Source organism: Ruegeria sp. BC7 (assembly GCF_056539165.1).
Window position 1 is genome coordinate 224,543 of the sequence record NZ_JBQFUL010000003.1, and the last position, 20,837, is coordinate 245,379.

The following is a 20,837-nucleotide window of genomic DNA, read 5'->3' on the forward strand; positions in this document are numbered from 1 at the left end:
CACCAGTTGCACATTGCAGCTGTCATCATTCATGTTTCGCTGGTTATCGGCGAAGTCTATGATTTGATCCCACACGCGTGACCAGGAGCAAATCATGGAATTTTTGGTCTATCAGATAAGTGAAAGAGCCCTGTTCTGAGCGCCGGTATCATGAGCCTGCGTTGCGGCTCACATTGCAGCTCTTGAAAGCGCCGCCTTCAGAATGGGCGGCTTTTTTGTTTTCAGCAGTGTCAGATGAAGATACTTGGCGTTCTCGTCATCTCGGCACATCCAGGCCGCCGCCGCATACATTTCCTCGAGAACCTTCAGATAGCCAAATAAGTGGGGATCAGTGTCCTTTCTTCGATGCCGGAGGACATCCAGTTTGCCACGGTTGCTCTTGCCGATCTCTGCACCTATTTGGCTGATTTCCAGCCATAGCGCACCTTCGGATTTCGAGTACGTCTCGATTTGTCCTAGAAGAAGAAATCGGCCTTCAGAAATCTTGCCGACGGCGCTCCAAACCGGTTGGCCGGGCTCGCTGAGAATGATGTCTCTGTACAATCTGAAGCTAATTTTTCCAGGCATTTGGCGCCCCCTTGCACAGGTAAGTGTGCGAGCAGATGCAATGGGCAAGTTGGGGGGCTATTTCGGTAGATTGGGCGGATTCCGGTCATTAGCTGCGTCTGCGAGGTGGTACGGGTTTCTCATCTTAAGCAGACATCCAAAATGTGCAAAAGTCCGAGGCAACTCAGCACTGCCGAAAGTTGGGTTCGAGCCCAGACCTGCCACCAAAAGTCGAAGGCATGCTGCACTTGCGTTCGGCAGGTCCAGCCCAAAGCCGTCATTGCCCGAAGGCGCTTTGACCGGCAAAAAACCTTCGCTAGGAATTTGGCCAAATTCGAAATCTGTGAATAGCCGACGTTGTTGTCGGTATCTCTTGCGCGAATCCTATGAGCTGGAGGTTCGTTTTCATGGAACTTGGCTTCTCGGAAAGATAGTTTCACCAGCTAAAACTTGCACCGAATGTTTATGGCGTTTCTACTGCGGCGGAACACCAGATCAACGTGCGGCGTTACATGACCTCTGACAACTTGAACAGGACTCTCATCTCGAATTGGTTCTTTGCTCTGGGGACCATGGCTTTTTTGATCTGTTTCTTGTGGTTTGGGCGCGATTTTCTGATTCCGTTGGCGATCACAGGGCTTCTGTTCATTCTTTCTTCTGCGCTCGTGGACAGGATCCAGCGCACAAACCTGCTTGGGTGGTCTCCTCCAGGCTGGCTGGCCCAACTCCTCAGCATCATCGTGATAGTGGGGGCGCTGCTGGTCCTTGGGCTGATCGTCTCCTCCTCGGTGGACGACGTACAAGACGCACTGCCCAGGTATCAGGAACGGTTGATGAGCCTGACGGAGAAACTAGAAGGGTTTCTGGGTCCCAAATTCGTTGAAGCTGGTCGCCAGGCAGCTGAAGACATCGAGATAGGGTCTTGGTTAGGAACGGCTGTGGGGCAGTTTGGAGGCGCAATGTCGACAATCGGTCTCGTCGCGCTGTACCTTGCTTTTCTGATCGGCGAACGTCTGGCTTGGGTCGACAAATTGCCGAGGCTGGTTGCGACTGAAGAAGGAACCCGTCGCGCCCGGAAAGTCCTGCACAAAATTTCAGTTGGCGTGAAACAGTACATGTGGGTCAATGCTGTCACCAGCGCCATGAGCGGCGGAGTTGCCTTTGTCATTTTTTCATGGGTCGGCCTTGATTTCGCACCGCTTCTGGCACTGACCGTATTCGTTGCGGGGTTCATCCCTAATATCGGCGCATTTATTGGGATCGCGCTTCCATCTCTTGTAGCCTTGATACAGTTCGATAGCCTTACGCCTTTCCTGATCGTACTATTTGGATACGGCGCTGCTGATCAATTCATTGCCAACGTGATACAACCTACGATGCAGGGCAAGTCCCTCAACCTCAGCACATTCATGGTAATGGTTTCGCTGACGTTCTGGGCAACGATTTGGGGCGGTGTGGGAGCATTTCTGGCAATACCGATGATGGTTGTGACCATGGTCATCTGTTCGGAAATCCCGGCCACCCGTTGGATCGCTGTTCTGTTGTCCAGCGACGGTCAATTGCAAGATGGAAAAGAGTCCGTCGAACTAGACGAACAGACCGAATACGCGAGTGTCCGTCGGTCGCCTCTCTCAACGAAACAAAAGCTAGAGGAAGAGGCTAAGCAGTTGCGGGCCGAGTTCGAAAACAGAGACGGTTAGGTTCATAACTTCAAACGCCATTACTGCCAAACTCAATACAAAGTGCATAATCTCAAAGCCGCTTGAGCATAGACAACAGCCTTAGTTCACCCGATGGGTGTGCGAGGGCAAGTGTCCGAAAAGTTGTTTGTATTGATTGCTGAAATGTCCGAGATGCAGGAATCCATGTTCGGCGGCGACACGCTTGATCTTGGTTTCCATCGGGTCTGAGTTTTTGAGGACTCTGTAGACTTGGTTCAGCCGAACGCGACGCAGCCAAGTTGCGGGCGAAATCCCGGCTACATCCTGGAAAGCGTAGTGTAACGAGCGAAGGCTGATCCCCAAATTTGTACAAATGTCAATCAGCCCGAGGACCTCTGGAAAATCAGCTAGGGCAAGGTCTGTTGCTTTTTGAACGATAATGCCCTGTTTCGACGGCGGAGAAGGAACCAAGAATTCGTTGAAGGATTCTAACAATGTCCACAAGAACTGTTTTTTGAATTGGTCTACTTGAGCAGCATACACGGCATGGTCTTTTGGGGAACAGGATTTAGTTTTTTGCAGAAGGCTTAGGCCCCCGCGTTTGATCCTATCGGCCTTCGCCTGATTCAATACAAGGTTTCCATGGAGTCGGTGAGATAAGTCAATTCCCCCGGAAAGCGCGATCAAAATCGCCTGAACCTCTTCCATGGGGAATGATAATACTAAGCTGTCCCAAGTGTCGTCGGAAACGAGTTGAGCCTCTAGATAAGGCGACTGCATTACAACTGAGGTTTGCTCAACACTGCTGCCGAGCCAATTCACAGAGTTCGTAGACCCCAGCGGCAGTGCAAAGCCATACCCACCCGGAATGCCAACACCTCTGTACCTCATTTTGCGCCCCCACTTCTCGCGCATCACCTGAGTGGTGCCAACTTCCGTCAGTTCCATGCTCCCGAAAAACTGTCCCGGTGATAGCTGAGTGTACTCCTGGTCCCACGCCGATGCAGCCTCTTGCAGGTCCTCGAAATCGGTCGTTTCGTAGGTCGAGTGCTGCATGAAAGGCAGAGTCTTCAATGGTCTCGCTCCTTTTCTCAACTATTTCGAAACCGAAATAAATTTGCATAAGAGAATACTCGAAAGGGTGAATTTCTGAAGCCCGATTGCACTTTTGGGATAGTAAAAGCTGCTGCGTGCCCGGTTCGGTCTGTGCATCATAGGGGGATTACGGATCCGCTGATGTTCCCTGAAGGAGTCAATTTTTCCGACCCAGATAGCCTCGGCGACCAGAACCGACAGATCAAGAAATTAGGAGGCAATCTAATGAAAGCTGGGTTCATTTGTTTGTTAGCTGGGTTACTCACGTTGGGTGGTCTGCCTGCTGCTGTGCAAGCAGACGACAAAGACCATTGGGACCGTTCCGTTTTACCGATACCCATGACCGAGTTCCGTGGTCATGCCGGGTTGCGAACCAACGAGTCGACGTTGGATTTTCCAAGACAGGTTACGGCCCCCAAAGGCGCTCCGAACATTCTCCTGATCATGCCGGATGATGTGGGCTTTGGGGCCAGTGTGCCATTCGGCGGGCCGGTTCCGACGGAGGCGTATGAGCGTCTGGCACAGGATGGGCTGCTGTTCACGCAGATGCACACCACGGCACTGTGTTCCCCAACTCGTTCTGCGCTGATCACCGGTCGCAACCACCATTCCAACGCCACCGGTGTGATCATGGAACTGGGAACCGGATTCCCGGGTTACAACTCGCTGATGCCGAAGGAGAACGGCTCCGTTGCCGAAATCCTAAAAGGCAACGGCTACAATACGGCTTGGTACGGTAAGAACCATAATGTGCCGGATTGGCAATCCAGCCAGGCCGGTCCGTTCGATCTGTGGCCAACAGGGCTGGGCTTTGAACAATTCTTCGGCTTCATCGGCGGCGACACCAGCCAGTTCACGCCGGCAATCTTTGAGGGCACCAAACCGGTCGAACCACCGAACACCGAGGACTATCACCTCGACGAGGATATGGCCGACCGTGCGATCAACTATATCCGCGAACAACACGCGCTGGCGCCCGACAAACCCTTCTTTGTCTATTATGCTCCGGGAACGAGCCACGCGCCGCACCATGCGCCGAAAGCATGGATCGACAAGTTCAAAGGTCAGTTTGACATGGGCTGGGATTCCGTCCGCGAGCAGACCCATGCCAACATGCTGGAAATGGGGATCATTCCCCCAGGCACAAAACTGACTGAACGCCCAGCGGATATTCGCGCCTGGGATTCACTGACGACCCAGCAGCAAGAGCTCTACGCCCGTATGATGGAAGTCTACGCAGCCGCGCTGGCGCATATGGATCACCAGATCAACCGGATCCTGGATGCGGTCGAGGATACAGGCGAATTGGACAACACGCTGGTCATCTACCTAATGGGCGACAATGGAGCGAGCGCCGAGGGCAGCCCAGACGGTCTGTTGAACGAGATGACCATGTTCAACGCCATCGAAGTGCCTTTCGAGGACACCTATGCACGGATGGACGAGCTGGGTGGGCCGAATACCTTTGGTCACTTCCCGGTCGGATGGGCGCACGCTATGGATACGCCGTTCCAGTGGACCAAGCAGATCGCCAGCCACTTTGGCGGCACACGCAATAGCATGATCATTCGCTGGCCTGCCAAGATCGAAGGCAAAAGAGAAGTGCGTGACCAGTTCCACCACGTGATCGATATCATGCCGACCATTCTGGAGGCCGCTGGCCTGCCGGCACCGCATTCGATCAATGGTGTGGCGCAATCTCCCATCGAAGGCACCAGCATGATGTATGCATTCAACGATGCCGAAGCCCCATCGACCCGTCGCACGCAGTACTTCGAGATGTTCGGCAACCGTGCCATATACAATGATGGTTGGGTCGCGGCGACTACACCGTTCGACGTTCCTTGGGCCAGTCTGAACAGACCTAGCGATGTAATTAATGACTGGGAGTGGGAACTCTACCACGTGGCCGAGGACTTTTCCCAGTCCAACAACGTGGTGGATCAGTACCCGGAAAAGCTGAAAGAACTACAGATCCTGTTCTACGGCGAGGCGCGAAAATATGATGCCTTCCCGATTGATAGCCAACGCAAGCCGCGACTAGACGTGGCCCTTCGCCCCAGCCTGACTTTGGGTCGCGATACGTTCACGTACTACGACAACATGAAGCGTATACCTGAAGGCACCGCGCCTGATTTCAAAAACAAGTCGCACACGATCACGGCGCATGTCGAGATTGGCGAAGGGGACACTGACGGCATGCTGGTGACTCAAGGCGGTCGTTTTGGTGGATGGGCGCTCTATGTGCTCGACGGCAAGCCGGTCTACACATACAACGTTGCCAATCTCGAGCGGTACAACATCGAAGGCGATGTGCTGGCACCGGGCAAACATGTCATTCGCTACGATTTCGAATACGACGGCGGCGGGCCTGGCAAGGGTGGCACCGGCAAGTTGTTCGTAAATGACACTCTCGTTGGTGAAGGCCGGATCGACCGCACCATGGGTTTCCGCATTTCGCTGGACGAGACCTTTGATGTTGGCTCGGACGCGGGTGAGCCTGTGAGCGAAAGTTACCATGTGCCGTTCGACTTCCCGGGTGGGATCGAAAAGGTTGTGGTCAACCTTGATTTGGGCGGCTGATTGATCAGGCACCCGCCCGAAAGAAATGCATCTCTTGGGCGGGATCTTATTCCTTGGCCAGTCAAACTGGCCAGTTGCCCCTTTGTTGGAGGTTTAGATTATGAAAGCTAAAATCTTATTGCTGGTGTCGGCTCTCACGAGCTTTGCCTTTTTGGGCACACATGCAGTAGCCGAAGAGATGCGGCTGTCTGACATTCAAAGCGATGACGAGTTCTCCGCAGCGATGCCGGTCACGGGATCTGTCGAAACCTTCTTTGGTGATTTTGATCTCGAACACAGTTTTCCAACGGAAGAATCTGCTGCTCGGATTTATGAGTTGATCGACCACCAACGAGCCGCACAGCTGTATCTGTGGGCCTTGCCAATCGTAGCGCAGGAACGGCTTGCCCAGAATTACTTCAACAACTTCGACTTTGACTACGGTGATTTCGTACGGATCGAGTCGTTTAACGAGCGTCGCGGATACCTGACTGCGAACGAAACTACAAACTACGCCTTGGGTCTGCTCAACACTAAGGGTGCCGCGACTGTGCTGGATGTCCCGCCGGGGATCGTCATCGGCATGGTCATCGACATGTGGCAGGAATCTCCGACGGATATTGGCATCTTCGGACCGTTTGAAGGCAAAGGCGGCAAGCACGTCATTGTAGGCCCGAACACGCCACAACACATGCGACCCGACCAGAAAAAGCTTGGCGATGACTTCCAGGTTCACGAGATCGGAACAGACCGGGCCGTCGTTCTGGCTAGAGTGGCCGGAGCGGATGTGGATACAGTGCAGAAAACCTGGAACCAGATTCAGATGTATCGCTACGGTTCCGAACCGGCCACGACGGTTCACCCCGGCGGGGACAAGTTCCTTCCGACGATTCAGCCTCGTGGCATGGCATTCTGGAAAGTCCTGCACGCCGCTATCAACAATGAGCATCTTGCCGAACGAGACCGCCTGTTCATGTATTGGCTGCGGTCTCTTGGCATCGAGAGAGGGAAGCCGTTCGAACCGAACGAACGTCAAACAGCGGCGCTGCTGGACGGGGCCAAGGTGGGCGAGATGATGGCCAAGTCCTTCGTGTTCAGCGAACGTCTGGATGGCGTTTTGCGAGAGTTCGACTGGCGCTACGTGCTCGGCGGGGAATGGGGTGACGGAATCAAGTACGATCAAAGCACTCAGAACTTTGACATTTTTGATCCCCGGGCCCGGTATACCTACGAGGCGCAATTGACCTCACCTTCGATGACCGTACCCCGGCCCGGGAAAGCGCAGGGATATGTCGCCAAGTTCGAAGACTCGAATGGAGAGCGGCTCAAGGGCGAACAGCGATATGTTATGCTGTTTGACCGAGAACCAAAGACAGACTTGTTCTGGTCGCTAACGATCTATGATCCTGACACACGTGTTCTTTTGGACAATCGCGGGCTTGAGTCTGGAGATGATGTGACCATCGACAGTCTCGAGCACAAACCGAGAAAGAACGAGGACGGGTCCTTTGCCGTGATGTTGGGGCCGGACGCCGCTCCGAAGGGGTGGGAAACCAACTATGTCCGTACACTACCAGGCCGGGGCTGGTTCCCGTATATCCGGGCGTACGGGGCACATGCCGAGTTCTTTGACGGCACCTACCAATTGCCAAACATCCACCGGGTCGAGAATTTCGACGAATACACGAAGTGATACAAAACTGCCGCCTGCGATAAGGCATCCGCCCGTCGTGGCACCGAAACTCGCGTACTTGAGCAAGAGACGCCACAGGAGAAATGTCACTAAGAAGTCCGAGGAGAATGCTATGAACAGACTGACTTCGAGCCTAGTTTCCTTAGGCCTTGTAGCAGGTTTAGGAACCGCAACTGCCGCACAGGACCGGGAAGAAGGTCTTGGCTACGGTACACTTGATCCCGCTGACGTCGGTGTGAACACCCCAGACTATTCACCTTTTGTCGACCAGCACATGCCTAATCAGGTGTTCTGGGGAGACACCCACCTCCACACGTCGTATTCTATTGATGGCGGTTTTTTTGGAAATACTTTGGATCCAGGCGATGCCTATCGATTTGCCCGTGGTGAAGAAATGGTATCTAGCACTGGTAGCCGCGTTAGGCTTCATCGGCCTCTGGATTGGTTGGTTGTGGCTGACCATGCCGAGTATTTCGGGCTGGCGGACATGCTGGCCAAAGGCGATCCGGTCATTCAAGAAGATCCGGTAACCGCGCGCTGGTACAAGATGCGCCAAAGCGGCGATCCGGATCAGGGAATGCAAGCTTTCTATGAGGTTGTGGACTCCGCTGCCCGACTAGAAAATCTGGTCGAAAACCCTTCGATTCAGCGTACGGCTTGGGATAAATCAACAGCCTACGCTGAACAGTATTATGACCCCGGTGTGTTTACGTCGATCATTGGGTTTGAGTGGTCGTCCTCCTCTAACGGCAACAATCTGCACCGAGTGGTTATGTTCCGCGATGGTGCGGATCGCGCTGGCCAGATTATTCCCTTTGCAACCTTTGATTCGGACGATCCTGAAGACCTTTGGGATTGGATGGAAGCCTACGAGAACAACACAGGAGGGCGTACTCTTGCGGCCGCGCACAATGGCAATTGGGGCACCGGGTTGATGTTTTCTGACAACCGCAACAATGGCGAACCGCTAGATGAATCCTATGCTAGGAAGCGGATGCGCTTTGAACCGATCTACGAGATGACGCAGATCAAGGGGGATGGTGAAACTCATCCGGCCCTCTCGCCAGATGATCGCTGGGCCGATTTTGGCACTTGGGACAAAGGGGACCTTGGTGGGCGCAATCGGATCACGGAAGAGATGTTGCCGCATCAATACGCACGATCTGCCTTACGACTTGGTCTGAGACATGAGGCAACCTTAGGCACCAACCCGTTTAAGTTCGGCATGATTGGTTCGACTGATGCGCATACCTCTTTGGTCACTACCCGCGAGGACAACTTCTTTGGCAAAAACCCTCCGGCTGAACCGGATCCGGGTCGCTGGAGCCATGTCTTCATGAAGGGCGAACTGGAGGGAACCGATTACTACAACTGGGAAACTCTGGCTTCCGGCCTGACCGGTGTCTGGGCTCGCGAGAATACCCGGGAAGCGCTGTTTGACGCGATCAACCGCAAAGAAGTTTACGCCACTACAGGGTCGCGCATAACCGTGCGGGTCTTCGGTGGTTGGGACTTCAAAGTAGACGAGGTGGAACGGCCCGATTTCGCTGAGCGTGGCTATGCCGCAGGTGTGCCGATGGGGGGAGACCTGACAAATGCGCCAGCCGACGAGGCACCAACCTTCATGGTACGCGCCCTGCGTGATCCAGATAATGCGAACCTAGACCGGCTACAGATGGTCAAAGGCTGGCTTAATGCAGATGGGACAACCTCGGAAAAGGTTTACGACATGGCCTGTTCTGACGGTCGTACGATTAGCAATCATGCCTGCGACAGCGATGTTGGCAACACGGTGGATATCGCCAACGCCAGCTATACCAATACCGTTGGTGATCCGATGCTGGCTGTGGTTTGGACCGATCCGGACTTCGATCCTTCCCAGCGCGCCTTTTACTATGTTCGCGTTTTGGAGATCCCCAAGCCGACCTGGCAAGCTCATGACGCGAAGTATTATGGCATCGAAATGGCGCCAGAGGTTCCTATGATCTTGCAGGACAGGGCCTACACCTCGCCGATCTGGTACACCCCTGAAGGTTGAGCGCAAATGGAAGCGTGGGACAGGACCCGCGTTTCCGCCAGGATAGTGATGACAACTCTGTCGAGCCAGCGGCATCAACTTTTCAAACCTCAAAAGGGGAACACTATGAAACTGCGCTATGCGGCTATATTTGTCGGGATTTTCTTTGCATTTGCCTCGACTGCTGCCATCGCTCAGCAACGTCTCAATGTTGTGTTGATGCTGGCCGACAATCTCGGGTTCGGTGATCTCAGTGTTTACAACGGTGGCACCCGGGGCGGGATGCGCACCCCACATATCGACCAGCTTGCCTCCGAGGGCCTGCGACTGACGCAATTCATGGTGGAACCGGGCTGTACTCCGTCGCGGGCGGCATTGCAGACCGGGCAGTATTCCATCCGCAACGGCATGTCCCTGGTGATCGCGCCCGGGGCCGGTGGCGGGTTGCAGGAAGATGACGTCACCTTGGGTGAGTTGTTCAAATCAGTCGGCTATGACACGACCTATGTCGGCAAATGGCACTTGGGTCCGCAGGCTGTCAGCCAGCCACAGAACCAGGGTTTTGATCAATGGCTGGTGGGATTTTCCGGCACGAGCGACAGTTCCGCCTACAGCACAAATATCAAGGCGCTTGGTATGTCGGATGCCGAAGCAGAGGCATACGGTGCGAAGATCATCGAGGCCAGGGGGCCGGGCGAAACCTCCTTTGTGCGGCCCTATGATTTCGAATACCGCAAACAGATCGAAGGTGACATTGCCACTACGGCTGCCGCCTACATCACGGAGCAAGCCAAGGCGGAGGCCCCATTCTTCCTGATGATCGGGTGGACCCGGCCACACTTCCCTAATGACACAACCGACGAATTCATGGGCATGTCTGGCGCTGGCAAATACGGCGACTCGGTTATGGAATTGGACATTCGCACCGGCGAGGTTCTGGCTGCTATCGATCAGGCGGGCATCCGCGACAACACAATGGTAATCTGGATTTCGGACAATGGTGCGACGGTGACCGCAACGTCTTTGGACGAAGTGCATCAGGGCGACAACGGGCCATTCAGAGGGGAATTGGGGGACGCCTACGAAGGCTCAATCCGCACGGCGGGCATGATCCGGTGGCCGGGAGCAGTCGAACCAAGGGTCAGCAACGAGATGTTTGCCATTCACGACTTTTTCCCGACACTTGCCAACTTGATTGGCGCAGATATCCCAACCGACCGCCCCATTGACGGAGTGGACCAATCTGATTTCTTGCTTGGTAACTCGGACACATCGGCCCGCGAAAGTCTTATCACCTTCATCGGCGACCGCATCGCCGCCGTTCGCTGGAGGCAATTCCGTTTTTATCCGTTCGAAGTCGGGGTTACCGAAACCAACCCGGCTGTAGGCGGCTACATGGGTGCGATCACCGATACCGCCGGCTTCCCGCAGATTTTTAACATCGAAGCGGACCCAAAGGAACGAGTGAACTTAGCTCATGCCGGCGCAGGCTGGGCGATGGCGCCTTATCTGCAAATCATCAACACCTATCTCGCCACGCTGAAGGATCACCCCAATCCGTCGCCGCCGAATATGACGGACTTTAGGTAAATCAAACCCACAGCACTAAAACGGCGGCGTTTGTACCCTGTTGGAAAGGAATTGGTATATGACTTCTTCTAGGTATTTTTCAATTTTCAGGGTGTTGGTTCTTGCCACTCTGACTGCATTAGCTCTGCACTCGGAAGAAGCCGCTGCGCAGAACGCAGAAGCACAGGCAAACAACCCGCTGGCCGACATAACGGCGTTCAACATTCAGAACTACTACATCGACGAGTTCACCGGGCCGGGAAACCAATCGGGAAACCAGTTTGTATTGCGCTATGCCAAACCCGTGCAATGGGGGAATTCCAAATGGCTGATCCGCGCCTCGCTGCCGTACAACAGCTTCCCGGTCGGCACCGGGGGATCGACCGTCAATGGGATCGGTGATTTTGACATTTTTGCCGCCTACCAGATAGATACCGGCAACCCGGCAATCAGTTTTGCGGTAGGACCGCAGGTTGTCGCGCCAACGGCGACCGACAATCGGCTGGGATCGGATCAATGGCAGCTGGGCATCGCCAATGTCTATTTCAATGCCACATCGCCCAAGTTCCAGTACGGATACCTGCTGACCTGGCGTGGAGGGGTTGGCGATACAAAAGGCGGGCCCCGTGTCAGCTTGGGCGCCTTCCAGCCTTTTGCCTTCTACCAGTTGGGCAACGGCTGGTACACGGGCGGTGCGCCTATCTGGACATACAACTTCCGCAACAACAACTACTCTGTTCCCCTGGGCATTCGCTTGGGCAAAGTCGTCAAGCGTGACAAGACCGTCTTCAACCTGTTTGTAGAACCGCAATGGTCGGTTCGCGACAAGGGCGCTGGCCAACCAAAGATGCAGGTCTATTTCGCCCTAAACATGCAGTTTCTTTGATCCTCCAAACTTAAAAAAGAGAACTGCTTTGAACCGTCATAAGTGGTCTGTGAAAATCAGACGGCTGGCGAAATTGTATCGGACCACATTGGAAAGATACGAAATTGACGAAGCCCCGGAGTTTGACGGATCAGTTCAAAGCTAAAGTGACGATAGAAACGCTGCGTGGCGTGAAAAACGTGCTAGAGATCACTGCAAGCGTGTTGTCCAGGCGGGACTCGAATAGGTCGAAATGTCAGATGGAGCTTTCCGTTTCGGCATTCTGGGCATTAAATTCAGCGCCCAAAATGAACACGGCCGCCATAAGATACAAAAACACGATAGTCGCCATGATGCCGGAAAGCCCCGCATATGTTGCGCTGTAAGTTGATATATCACGAATGTAGATTGAGAACCCCCAGCCACAATTCCCCCACAATACGAGGGTCACAAAGACCCCAGGGAACACGCGTCTCAAAGGTCTGTGAGTTTGCGGAAGCCAAATGTGGCTAGCCGTGACTAGCAAGGTTAGAAACATAACTGCGATTGTTCCTCTGAGGATTTCGCTCGAAAACAACGCCGAATACAGTTCGGGTGCTGACTCTTCTACAAAGCTGAAAGAAGCTGGTAGTGCGACGGTCAAAAGACCCCCAAGGCTAAGAACGAAAGCTGCAAAAAGTACAAATAGGATGCAGATCAGGCGTGTGTACCACATCGGTCTGGTATCTGTTTCGTAGTATGCGCCTGAGACCGCTTTACGAATGGCGTCAATACCGTTCGAAGCAAAGAAAACGGCGAGGACAGCGCCAAAGGTAATTTTGGTCGTATCGCTTGCTTCCAGAACGGCCAAAATCTCGCGCTCAATTGGTTCCGCCAGGTCGTCAGGCCAAGCTCCAAGTACGAAATCTGCCAATTCCTGCGTGCTGATGTCGGCGTGGAGCTGCCCTGCGAGCGAAAGTGCAAAAATACAGAATGGGAACAAGGCCAGCAGCATTGACAGAGCAATATGACTGCTGTGCGCCCACCCATCGTTGCGGTCAAAGCGAACGGCTGTCGAAACCATCAGATGCAGAATGCGTTTCATGGGATCTATTCGGCCTATCCCTGTGCTGGATCACGCTGTCTCGTCGGGCACCCTTAGGTCCGTATCAACGAAAAAATTTCAGATGCTGTGTCTACGTTGATCGTCTGACCGGACAAAGCAAAGCTTTTTTCTGCGTCTTCAACAAGTTCAGAATAGTCCAGAGCAGCGCGATGGAGGAGCCCCAGACAAGGTGGTTTTTACATCTCCGTGTTGCGCCAATTTTCAGAAATTTCGACTGAACATCCTCAACAGGTTTGTGATTGGCAGACCATGGGTCTGGCTCAGGAGCTTTCCAAAGGACAATATGGACCCAGTGGACAGGATACCAACCAAGTTTTCCATTACACGAACCGAATAGCCATCTCACTTGATCCGGGACACTATTTGGCGTTGCATATTCAGCGTGTCCGCGGGGACAATTTTTGCGCAAGAAGACTTTTTTGCCTTTCTGGGTGGTTCGAACAATTTGGACCTGGCGGGTTGTGGAATGTGTCCTTAGTCAATCGTTAAGTCAGCGTTGGAGGATAAGTCATAATGGCTACTAAAGCCGAGCTTGAGATGGAACTTGCAGCATTGCGTCAGCAACTGGCTGAGCGACCAGAGTTGGTTGCGGCCCCTGAATCGGAAGCCGTGGCAACCGAAGCCAAGGAAGAAGCGGCCGAACCCCCAAACTTGGAAAAGGACATCGCCGATCTCTTGGCCGAGTTCGACGACGTTCCGCACAAAAAGACGATACTGCTTGCGCTTGGAGTGTTTGCTCTGGGTTATTTGATCGGTCGCTCAAGATAGGAGACGGGATATGAACCGAATTTCAAGAAACATCTCAATCGTCCTGCGCTCCGAGCGCCTTATTGCACAGCGTCATCTTGCGGTGCTCCGACGGCAGACCGGCTTGATGGCAGCGGCGGGCATTGCCGCCGGGGTGGGTTTGATCATGCTCAATGTTGCAGCGTTCTTTGCCTTGTCTGACATGATTTCTCGGCCAGCGGCAGCACTGATAGTCGCACTAGTTAACTTGGCGCTTGCCGTTCTTTTGGTAGCGCTTGCCAACAACTCGAAGGTTGCTGAGGAGACCGCCCCTGTGGCCGAGGTTCGCGACATGGCGCTGGAGGACATCGAAGCCGAATTGCGCGTTGCAGCAGAAGAAGCCAGGTCTGCCGCGGATGCGCTCAAGAAGATGGCGCGGGACCCACTCGGGACATTTGCTCCGGGGCTGGCGGGATCGGTTGCCAAAGCTGTGATCAAGAACCTCAAGACTTAAGCGGAGATTGGATAAAATGGTTTGTAGCTCGCTGCTCATTCTTAACCGGAAATCTGCCGCCCGCCCTGACGTCAGAGCGGCGGTCCGGCCTCTGGAAAAGGAACTCGGCATCGAGGTCACTATCCCATGGTCAGGCAAACAGTTGCGCAAGTTGATCCGCAAGCGATTGGCTAAAGGGGCGACTCACTTTGTTGCAGGAGGGGGAGACGGGACGCTCAACGCTGTGACTAGTGCCCTGCTGCGGTGTGATGCGGGGCCGGACGTAACGATGGGGCTTATCCCCCTTGGCACCGCCAACGACTTTGCCAGATCTTACGGTGATGATGGATTGGATCTCACTACATCGCTAAAGCGAGCGACAACGGGTGAGGCAAGGCCGATTGATGTCGGGCTGATCAACGGTCGCCCTTTCGTGAACGTCGCCAGTGGCGGCTTTGGGGCGATGATCACCGCGACGACCCCTAAGGAGGTCAAGAAACATCTGGGCGGTTTGGCCTATACTTTGACTGGTCTGGCGCGGCTTTCGGAACTGAAGCCCACGCAGGCCCGGATTTCTCTAGATGGGTCAGAGCCGCATTCGGCGTCCATTTCCGCCCTCGTCATAGGCAACAACCGTTACGCCGGAGGCGGGTTTGAGGTCACACCTGAAGCTGACATGTTCGACGGGTTGCTCGATCTGGGGGTTTTGACAACCGATGGGCTGCTTCCGGAAAAACTGCCTTTCGGACGCTTGCCGGACTTGACCGACCCGATTGCAGGACTTGTTCAGCGCAGTCGTTTCAAGCAGGCGGTTCTGGAAACCGAAAAGCCGTTTCATTTGAATCTTGATGGGGAACCGATGGTGGATACAACATTCGAAATCTCGGTTCTGCCTCGAAGGCTGAAATTCGCGCTACCTGACGCCTTTTACTGACCGTCAAAGCACCGGTGAGAACAACCTTGCAATCGGGGCACCGACGCGGATGTGCCGGGGTTGTTCCGCCAGTGTTTTGTTCAGAACCAACGACCTTTCAAAGTCCTTTTCCAACATGGAGGCGGTCGCATTGGCAGCACGGCTGTCGAAGAAAACGGCCATCGCCTCGAAATTCAAGCGGAAAGAGCGGTTATCCATATTCGTGGTGCCAATCGCGGCCAGGGTGTCATCCACGACCAGAGCCTTCTGATGCATGAAGCCTGATTGGTATCTCCAGACTTGCACACCAGCCTGCCGAATTTCGTCGAAATAGGCGAAGGCCGTTAGCCAAGGGATTTTGTGGTCGATGACCTCCGGAACCAGAATGCGTACATCAACCCCTTGCAGAGCGGCGTGCTTCAAGACTGTGAGCACATCGGCATCGGGTACAAAATACGGCGAGGCGATCCAGATCCGTTTCTTTGCATTTGCGATGGCCGTGAAAAAGAAAAGGGCGCCGGTTTCCATTTCGTCCCCGGGGCCGGTTGGCACGATCAAGCCGGACATGTTTTCATCCATGTGACCTGCCTCCCAGTTCATGTCCGGAATCAGGATTTCTTCGGTTGCCCAGTGCCAGTCTTCCACAAAAACAAGTTGTAACTGCGAAACGACCGGACCGCGAAGTTCCACATGCGTATCGCGCCAGTCACCGAACTTCGGGTCTCGCCCCATGTATTCGTCTCCAACATTCAACCCACCAGTAAATCCGACCGTTCCGTCCACGACCACAGTCTTGCGGTGATTGCGGAAATTGAGTTGAAACCGGTTTTTCGGCCCCCGCATCTGACTGGGATCCACCACGCGAACGCCGCCCGCACGAAGCTCGTTGAGATAGGTGTTAGGCAATTTGATGCTGCCGACCGGATCGCACATGAACAGAACCGTGACCGAGCGTTTTGCAGCGGCGATCAGGCGGTCCCGCAAAACCCGCCCCAGTTCGTCATCGTGCACGATGTAGAATTGAACCAGAATATAGTTCTGCGCAGCGTCAATGGCCTCAAAGATCGCATCGAATGTCTCGTTCCCGTCAATCAGAATGCGCATGTTGTTGCCACGCACTACAGGGAGTTCCGAAATTCTTTCCAATGCCTCGGAAGGAAACTCGGTGGGAACCTCAGGTGCATGGGCTTCGCGAAAAGTCTTGATGCCCTCGATCACCTCTTCGCTGTTTCGGCGCCCGGTCAGGTATTTACTGAACTTGTGATGACCCAGAAACAGATACAGCGGAACGCCCAGATATGGGGCGGTAACTAGGAAAACAACCCAACCTACGGCGCCTTGAGACGTTCGGGCCGATGAGATCGCCCGCCAAGCGAACCAGATGGCAGTGGCCTCCAGGAGGATCAGCAACAGGATCAGAATTGTAGACACAATTGGGCCCTCTTCAGCTTGCGCCAACTGACCGCAAGGTTTGAGGGTTGGACGTTCGGCGCGGAAAAATCAATTGAGTTTGAGTATGCAACAGTGAGGGAATTCTGCCAATTCTCGGAGCTTTTGCGAGGACATTTTTTTGGTCCGTGTACCCATTTCGGTTTTACCGAAAGTGTTAATCAGGTTCTCCGGAAAGAACTGTAGTATTCGTAAAGAGTTTTGGATGCTATTTTTGAGAACGAAACAAGCTCTGGTTTGGGCTTACTTACTGCCCAGGTCAATGAAGGAAGGTGGTTTCCCAGCTGGAAGAAAGTGATATCCCGTCAATGGACACTTTTGTCGAAGTGCGCGACCGGTTTGATCACTGGCTGGACGGCTTGGACCTGAGCGTTGTCGTTGCCTTGGTGGTCTTCCTTGTGGTTGTCGTCCTCTGTCGGAAGTCTTTGTCCCGCTGGATCATGGCGCTGATTTCGGCCTTACTAAAGCGGTTGTCCATCGATATCTCGGACAGTGTTGTGCAGGAATTGACACGAACGACATCGGTTCTCCTTGTGACCTTTGCCGTCTTTGGGGTTATGGAGGTTTTGAACTTTCCCAGAATGCCCGTCGATCTGTTCAGGCGAATTCTGGCTTCGGTGGCCGTGATTGCTGTGTTTTCCGGTTGGTACAACCTAAGTGGACCTTTTGTATCCCTGCTTCAAAGCGACCGCTTTTCGGACGTCCGAATGGAAACCGGGTGGATGGAGCGCGTTGCCCGTTTTGGCATCCTTCTGTTTGGTATCACCTCCCTTCTGGAAGTCTGGCAGGTCGACATCAGTGCCGCGTTGACCGGGGTTGGTGTGTTGGGGGCCGGGCTGGCCATTGCGACGCAGGACCTGATCCGCAACCTTGTCGCAGGTATGAACAACATGAGCGAGAAGCGCTTTGCAGTCGGGGACGCAATCCAGATCGACGGATCTTTCGTCGGCACGGTCGAGGCCATCGACCTGCGTTCCACCCTTATCCGGGGGTTCGATCAGATTCCCCGCTATGTCCCGAATTCCGAGTTGTCCAATGCGGTTGTTCTCAATTTCTCGCATCGCCACCATCGGCGGGTCATGCTTTCCATACCTTTGGTATTGAGCAGCACCGAGGCTCAGGTCGTGCAAGTTCGGAATGCGTTGCGGGAGCACCTGACGACCAGTGGAGATTTTGAGTTGTCAGAGGATGCTCCGCAACATGTCTATGTCGAAGGACTATCGGACAGCGCCGTAACGCTGATTTTCTATGCTTGGACAATCAACCCTGATTATGACAATTTCCTTCAGGTGAATGAGCGTCTGTCGCTCAAGATCCTTGAGGCAGTACAGGCGGCAAATACAGAGCTTGCCTATCCGACGCAGACGATAAACCTGCACAGCCACGACGCTCTGACAGGTTAGTTTGGAGTTTACCGAACGATCAGTTTTCGTTTTCTGATTTCTGTTCAAACTACCGCTGAACTTCTTTGGTTTCAGTTTCTAGTTCGGATCTGGATATCGTCAGCTTGGCTTTTCGAGCAGCTTCATTGTACGCCTCCGGTTACTACGGTTGCATAAGGTTCGGTAATTGGTTTTTCTTTGTAGCTGAGACAGTCCGCTTTCGTTGTGAGTCGCCTAGTTTGGGTTTGAAATGGACCAGTAAGCCAATTTTATTGTCAGGCTACGCCCCGCGCGTTGGGACAAGTATTGCTGTGCGATTTCGCTTTGCACCCGATTGGTAGCGTGATCAGAATAGAATTGGCATGACCTCGTTTCACAGGGACATGGAAATGTCGTTCTTAAGGCCATATGCGTATCTCACGTAGCCCGCGCCTTCACTGACCAATAGCACACCAGCAACGATGCCGATCAGAAAGACACTGACTTCGGGGTACAGGGCCAGCAAATACATCGATAGAACGACCGACAAGCCACCAGCGAAAATCATCCATCCTGCACCTTCTTGTGGCTTGGACATGATACCGACGGCAAAACGGATTAAACCATTCACGAAAAAGGCAACGATCATGATCAGTGTAATAGCCAAAACACCTTCGAGCGGACGGGCCAGCAGGACTAGCCCTGCAAGCACGTTAAACCCACCGAGGATGAGATAAATTATCCGCGCATTCCAGCCTTCTTTGGTAATGACCACTTGAACGAGCCCGATTGCCCCTCCAATGAACAGAGCAATTCCCACTACGGTTTCAACGATCAGACCAACCAAAACCGGGGCGAACCAAGCGGATCCGCCAGCAATCATCAGAAAAATGCCAAGAGCAAGAAACCAGCCCCAGCTTTTGGGATGATCATTGATGATTTCTGTCATTTTCTGCGCTCCCTTACGCTTCCATCAATCCTCGGTTCGGCCACCACGGTTCTTGGTTTGCCCTGCCAGCTGACATGAACTCTTCATTATGGACAGGAGAATTTCGTCTGATTGTGTCAGCATCTCTCGGCAGATTCCTGACCGTGGATAATTGGCCGCGGTCAGGAGTTACCGATGATGCTTCTCTCAGCCCTTCGAAAGTGCAGCGCGGAGTTCTTTCTCGTCGCTGACGGAAAGCGAAGTTTCGATAACTTCGCCTTTTAGCCCCTCCAACTCGCTCAAGACCTTGGTAGGTTGAGCAGCCTGATCTGACTGGTCCAAGTTGATTGTTAGTGCATCGTTGGCCTGCGTTCCATCGGGATGATGGTTTCCGGCGCTGGCGGTCGGTAGCCCAGAGCACTGTGAGGGCGTTTTGTGTTGTAGTGTCTCCTCCATTGTTCGATCAGGATTTGTGCCTCGCGTAGGCTGTAGAAGATTTCGCCGTTGAGAAGTTCATCCCTGAACCGGCCATTGAAGCTCTCACAGTATCCGTTTTCCCAAGGGCTCCCAGGTTCGATGTAAGCCGTCTTGGCACCGACGGCGGCAATCCAGTCCCGGACGGCCAGAGAGATAAACTCTGGTCCATTGTCTGAGCGTATGAAGCTGGGTGCACCACGAAGGATGAACAGATCCGTCAGGGCGTCGATCACGTTGCTCGAGTTCAGTTTCCGGTCAACCCTGATGGACAGGCACTCCCGGCTATACTCATCAATGATGTTCAGGGTCCGGAAGGCTTTGCCATCATCGGTCCTGCAATGCACGAAATCATAGCTCCACACGTGGTTGCGATACTCCGGCCGAAGCCGAACACATGATCCGTCGTTCAGCCAGAGCCGACTCTTCTTCGGTTGTTTCATTGGCACTTTCAGCCCCTCTCGTCGCCACAGCCGTTCGATCCGTCCATCGCTGACGGACCACCCGGCGTCTCTTAGCAGCACAGCGATCCTGCGATAGCCGTATCGGCCGTACTGCCTAGCCAACTCGATCATGTCGGCCGCCAGCCGGTCCTCGTCTGCCCGGCCGCGCGGGATATGCCGCTGTGTGGATCGGTGTTGCCCCAGCACGCGACAGGCCCGGCGTTCAGAAACGTTGAACCGGCTGCGTACGTGATCGATGCAGGCGCGACGGCGAGCGGGGCTCAGAAGTTTCCCTTTGCGGCTTCCGCCAAGATCAGTTTGTCCAACGTCAGATCAGATACCGCGCGCCTCAGCCGCTCGTTTTCCTTCTGAAGCCGCTTCAGTTCCTTCAGTTGGTCTATTCCCATTCCACCATACTTCTTCCGCCAGCGGTAATAGGTCTGTTCAACAACGCCGATCTGCCTGATCGCATCAAGACGGGACATGCCTTGTCCCATCAGTACCTCAACCTGCCGCAACTTCGAGACAATCTCTTCGGGCTTCGGTCGCTTATTCGCCATTCTTGGTCCTCCATTTCCTAAACATAGTGGTGGACCAGTTCAGTTGGGGAGGCTCAGGGGGACGCAACAGATCTGGTTCTATCCGACGTGACCGGAAACATAGGATTGACCACTCTTTGCGCTCATTATGGTGTCAGCCTTAGGACACTTCACTATGCATTCAAAGATGTCACGGGCCTTTCAGCTGCGACCTGGCTGCGACGCATGAGGCTCAATAGAGTGCATCGCGAACTGCAAGGCGCGATCTCGAATGGGGCTACAATAGGCAGCGTGGCCGCGACTTACGGCTTTCACCATCAAGGGCATTTCACGAACCAATACAAGCGGCTGTTCGGCTGCCTGCCATCGGAAACACTGCATCGCAATTAGACGGAAGT

At 53.9% G+C, this 20,837-nt stretch carries 17 protein-coding genes; 11 read left to right on the forward strand and 6 right to left on the reverse strand.

Features of this window, described 5'->3' with window-relative positions:
- Positions 1-168: 168 nt before the first annotated feature.
- Positions 169-567 carry a hypothetical protein gene (locus ACR0KS_RS10165; RefSeq protein ID WP_170469306.1) on the reverse strand — a complete coding sequence of 133 codons (399 nt, stop codon included), beginning with the start codon at positions 565-567 and terminating at the stop codon, positions 169-171.
- 491 nt (positions 568-1,058) lie between these two features.
- Between ACR0KS_RS10165 and ACR0KS_RS10170 the strand changes: the two genes are divergently transcribed.
- Entirely contained in the window at positions 1,059-2,246 is a 1,188-nt protein-coding gene (locus ACR0KS_RS10170; protein WP_170486471.1) for an AI-2E family transporter, read from the forward strand.
- 81 nt (positions 2,247-2,327) lie between these two features.
- Here the strand turns inward: ACR0KS_RS10170 and ACR0KS_RS10175 are convergent, their stop codons facing one another.
- A complete protein-coding gene (locus tag ACR0KS_RS10175) occupies positions 2,328-3,281 on the reverse strand; it encodes a helix-turn-helix domain-containing protein (protein WP_170486472.1) in 954 nt (317 codons plus the stop codon).
- 246 nt (positions 3,282-3,527) lie between these two features.
- Here ACR0KS_RS10175 and ACR0KS_RS10180 point away from each other — a divergent pair, with 246 nt between their 5' ends.
- The 5 genes from ACR0KS_RS10180 (at position 3,528) to ACR0KS_RS10200 (ending at position 12,029) form a co-directional block, all read left to right on the forward strand.
- Positions 3,528-5,885, forward strand: coding sequence for an arylsulfatase (locus ACR0KS_RS10180; protein WP_170469315.1), 2,358 nt, complete (start codon positions 3,528-3,530; stop codon positions 5,883-5,885).
- Between the two features lie 100 nt (positions 5,886-5,985).
- A complete protein-coding gene (locus tag ACR0KS_RS10185) occupies positions 5,986-7,557 on the forward strand; it encodes a DUF1214 domain-containing protein (RefSeq protein WP_170469318.1) in 1,572 nt (523 codons plus the stop codon).
- 112 nt (positions 7,558-7,669) lie between these two features.
- Entirely contained in the window at positions 7,670-9,595 is a 1,926-nt protein-coding gene (locus ACR0KS_RS10190) for a DUF3604 domain-containing protein (protein ID WP_170469321.1), read from the forward strand.
- Between the two features lie 105 nt (positions 9,596-9,700).
- Entirely contained in the window at positions 9,701-11,164 is a 1,464-nt protein-coding gene (locus ACR0KS_RS10195; RefSeq protein ID WP_170469324.1) for a sulfatase-like hydrolase/transferase, read from the forward strand.
- A 58-nt stretch (positions 11,165-11,222) separates the two neighbouring features.
- Entirely contained in the window at positions 11,223-12,029 is an 807-nt protein-coding gene (locus ACR0KS_RS10200; protein ID WP_170469327.1) for a hypothetical protein, read from the forward strand.
- Positions 12,030-12,264: 235 nt separating this feature from the next.
- On the opposite strand, the gene ACR0KS_RS10205 is transcribed toward ACR0KS_RS10200, so the two are convergent.
- Positions 12,265-13,092, reverse strand: coding sequence for a YihY/virulence factor BrkB family protein (locus tag ACR0KS_RS10205; protein WP_170486473.1), 828 nt, complete (start codon positions 13,090-13,092; stop codon positions 12,265-12,267).
- Between the two features lie 534 nt (positions 13,093-13,626).
- Here ACR0KS_RS10205 and ACR0KS_RS10210 point away from each other — a divergent pair.
- The 3 genes from ACR0KS_RS10210 to ACR0KS_RS10220 are packed head-to-tail and all read left to right on the forward strand — an operon-like array spanning position 13,627 to position 15,266.
- Complete coding sequence (locus tag ACR0KS_RS10210) at positions 13,627-13,881, forward strand: hypothetical protein (protein WP_170486474.1); 255 nt, start codon at positions 13,627-13,629, stop codon at positions 13,879-13,881.
- Between the two features lie 10 nt (positions 13,882-13,891).
- Positions 13,892-14,353: a phage holin family protein gene (locus ACR0KS_RS10215; protein ID WP_170486475.1), complete on the forward strand. Its 462-nt coding sequence runs from the start codon at positions 13,892-13,894 to the stop codon at positions 14,351-14,353.
- A gap of 16 nt (positions 14,354-14,369) precedes the next feature.
- Positions 14,370-15,266, forward strand: coding sequence for a YegS/Rv2252/BmrU family lipid kinase (locus ACR0KS_RS10220; RefSeq protein WP_170486476.1), 897 nt, complete (start codon positions 14,370-14,372; stop codon positions 15,264-15,266).
- Positions 15,267-15,269: 3 nt separating this feature from the next.
- Here ACR0KS_RS10220 and cls read toward each other — a convergent pair whose 3' ends face one another.
- The gene (gene cls, locus ACR0KS_RS10225; protein WP_170486477.1) at positions 15,270-16,676 is read right to left on the reverse strand and encodes a cardiolipin synthase; all 1,407 of its coding nucleotides are present in this window, start codon (positions 16,674-16,676) and stop codon (positions 15,270-15,272) included.
- Between the two features lie 290 nt (positions 16,677-16,966).
- On the opposite strand from cls, the gene ACR0KS_RS10230 reads away from it, so the two are divergent.
- Positions 16,967-18,097 (forward strand): mechanosensitive ion channel family protein, encoded by a 1,131-nt coding sequence (locus ACR0KS_RS10230; RefSeq protein WP_170563865.1) that lies wholly within the window; start codon positions 16,967-16,969, stop codon positions 18,095-18,097.
- 352 nt (positions 18,098-18,449) lie between these two features.
- Here ACR0KS_RS10230 and ACR0KS_RS10235 read toward each other — a convergent pair whose 3' ends face one another.
- Entirely contained in the window at positions 18,450-19,004 is a 555-nt protein-coding gene (locus ACR0KS_RS10235; RefSeq protein ID WP_170563867.1) for a DUF308 domain-containing protein, read from the reverse strand.
- 329 nt (positions 19,005-19,333) lie between these two features.
- A protein-coding gene (locus ACR0KS_RS10240; protein WP_170563870.1) for an IS3 family transposase occupies positions 19,334-20,460 on the reverse strand; the annotation gives its coding sequence in 2 pieces (ribosomal slippage) (positions 19,334-20,196 and positions 20,196-20,460; 1,128 coding nt in all).
- An 87-nt stretch (positions 20,461-20,547) separates the two neighbouring features.
- On the opposite strand from ACR0KS_RS10240, the gene ACR0KS_RS10245 reads away from it, so the two are divergent.
- Positions 20,548-20,829 carry a helix-turn-helix domain-containing protein gene (locus ACR0KS_RS10245; RefSeq protein ID WP_480693190.1) on the forward strand — a complete coding sequence of 94 codons (282 nt, stop codon included), beginning with the start codon at positions 20,548-20,550 and terminating at the stop codon, positions 20,827-20,829.
- Positions 20,830-20,837: the final 8 nt, after the last annotated feature.

Coding starts and splice junctions, on each gene's coding strand:
- ACR0KS_RS10165 (WP_170469306.1), bottom strand. CDS start 567: ATGCCTGGAAAAATTAGCTTCAGATTGTACAGAGACATCATTCTCAGC.
- ACR0KS_RS10170 (WP_170486471.1), top strand. CDS start 1,059: ATGACCTCTGACAACTTGAACAGGACTCTCATCTCGAATTGGTTCTTT.
- ACR0KS_RS10180 (WP_170469315.1), top strand. CDS start 3,528: ATGAAAGCTGGGTTCATTTGTTTGTTAGCTGGGTTACTCACGTTGGGT.
- ACR0KS_RS10185 (WP_170469318.1), top strand. CDS start 5,986: ATGAAAGCTAAAATCTTATTGCTGGTGTCGGCTCTCACGAGCTTTGCC.
- ACR0KS_RS10190 (WP_170469321.1), top strand. CDS start 7,670: ATGAACAGACTGACTTCGAGCCTAGTTTCCTTAGGCCTTGTAGCAGGT.
- ACR0KS_RS10195 (WP_170469324.1), top strand. CDS start 9,701: ATGAAACTGCGCTATGCGGCTATATTTGTCGGGATTTTCTTTGCATTT.
- ACR0KS_RS10200 (WP_170469327.1), top strand. CDS start 11,223: ATGACTTCTTCTAGGTATTTTTCAATTTTCAGGGTGTTGGTTCTTGCC.
- ACR0KS_RS10205 (WP_170486473.1), bottom strand. CDS start 13,092: ATGAAACGCATTCTGCATCTGATGGTTTCGACAGCCGTTCGCTTTGAC.
- ACR0KS_RS10210 (WP_170486474.1), top strand. CDS start 13,627: ATGGCTACTAAAGCCGAGCTTGAGATGGAACTTGCAGCATTGCGTCAG.
- ACR0KS_RS10215 (WP_170486475.1), top strand. CDS start 13,892: ATGAACCGAATTTCAAGAAACATCTCAATCGTCCTGCGCTCCGAGCGC.
- ACR0KS_RS10220 (WP_170486476.1), top strand. CDS start 14,370: ATGGTTTGTAGCTCGCTGCTCATTCTTAACCGGAAATCTGCCGCCCGC.
- ACR0KS_RS10235 (WP_170563867.1), bottom strand. CDS start 19,004: ATGACAGAAATCATCAATGATCATCCCAAAAGCTGGGGCTGGTTTCTT.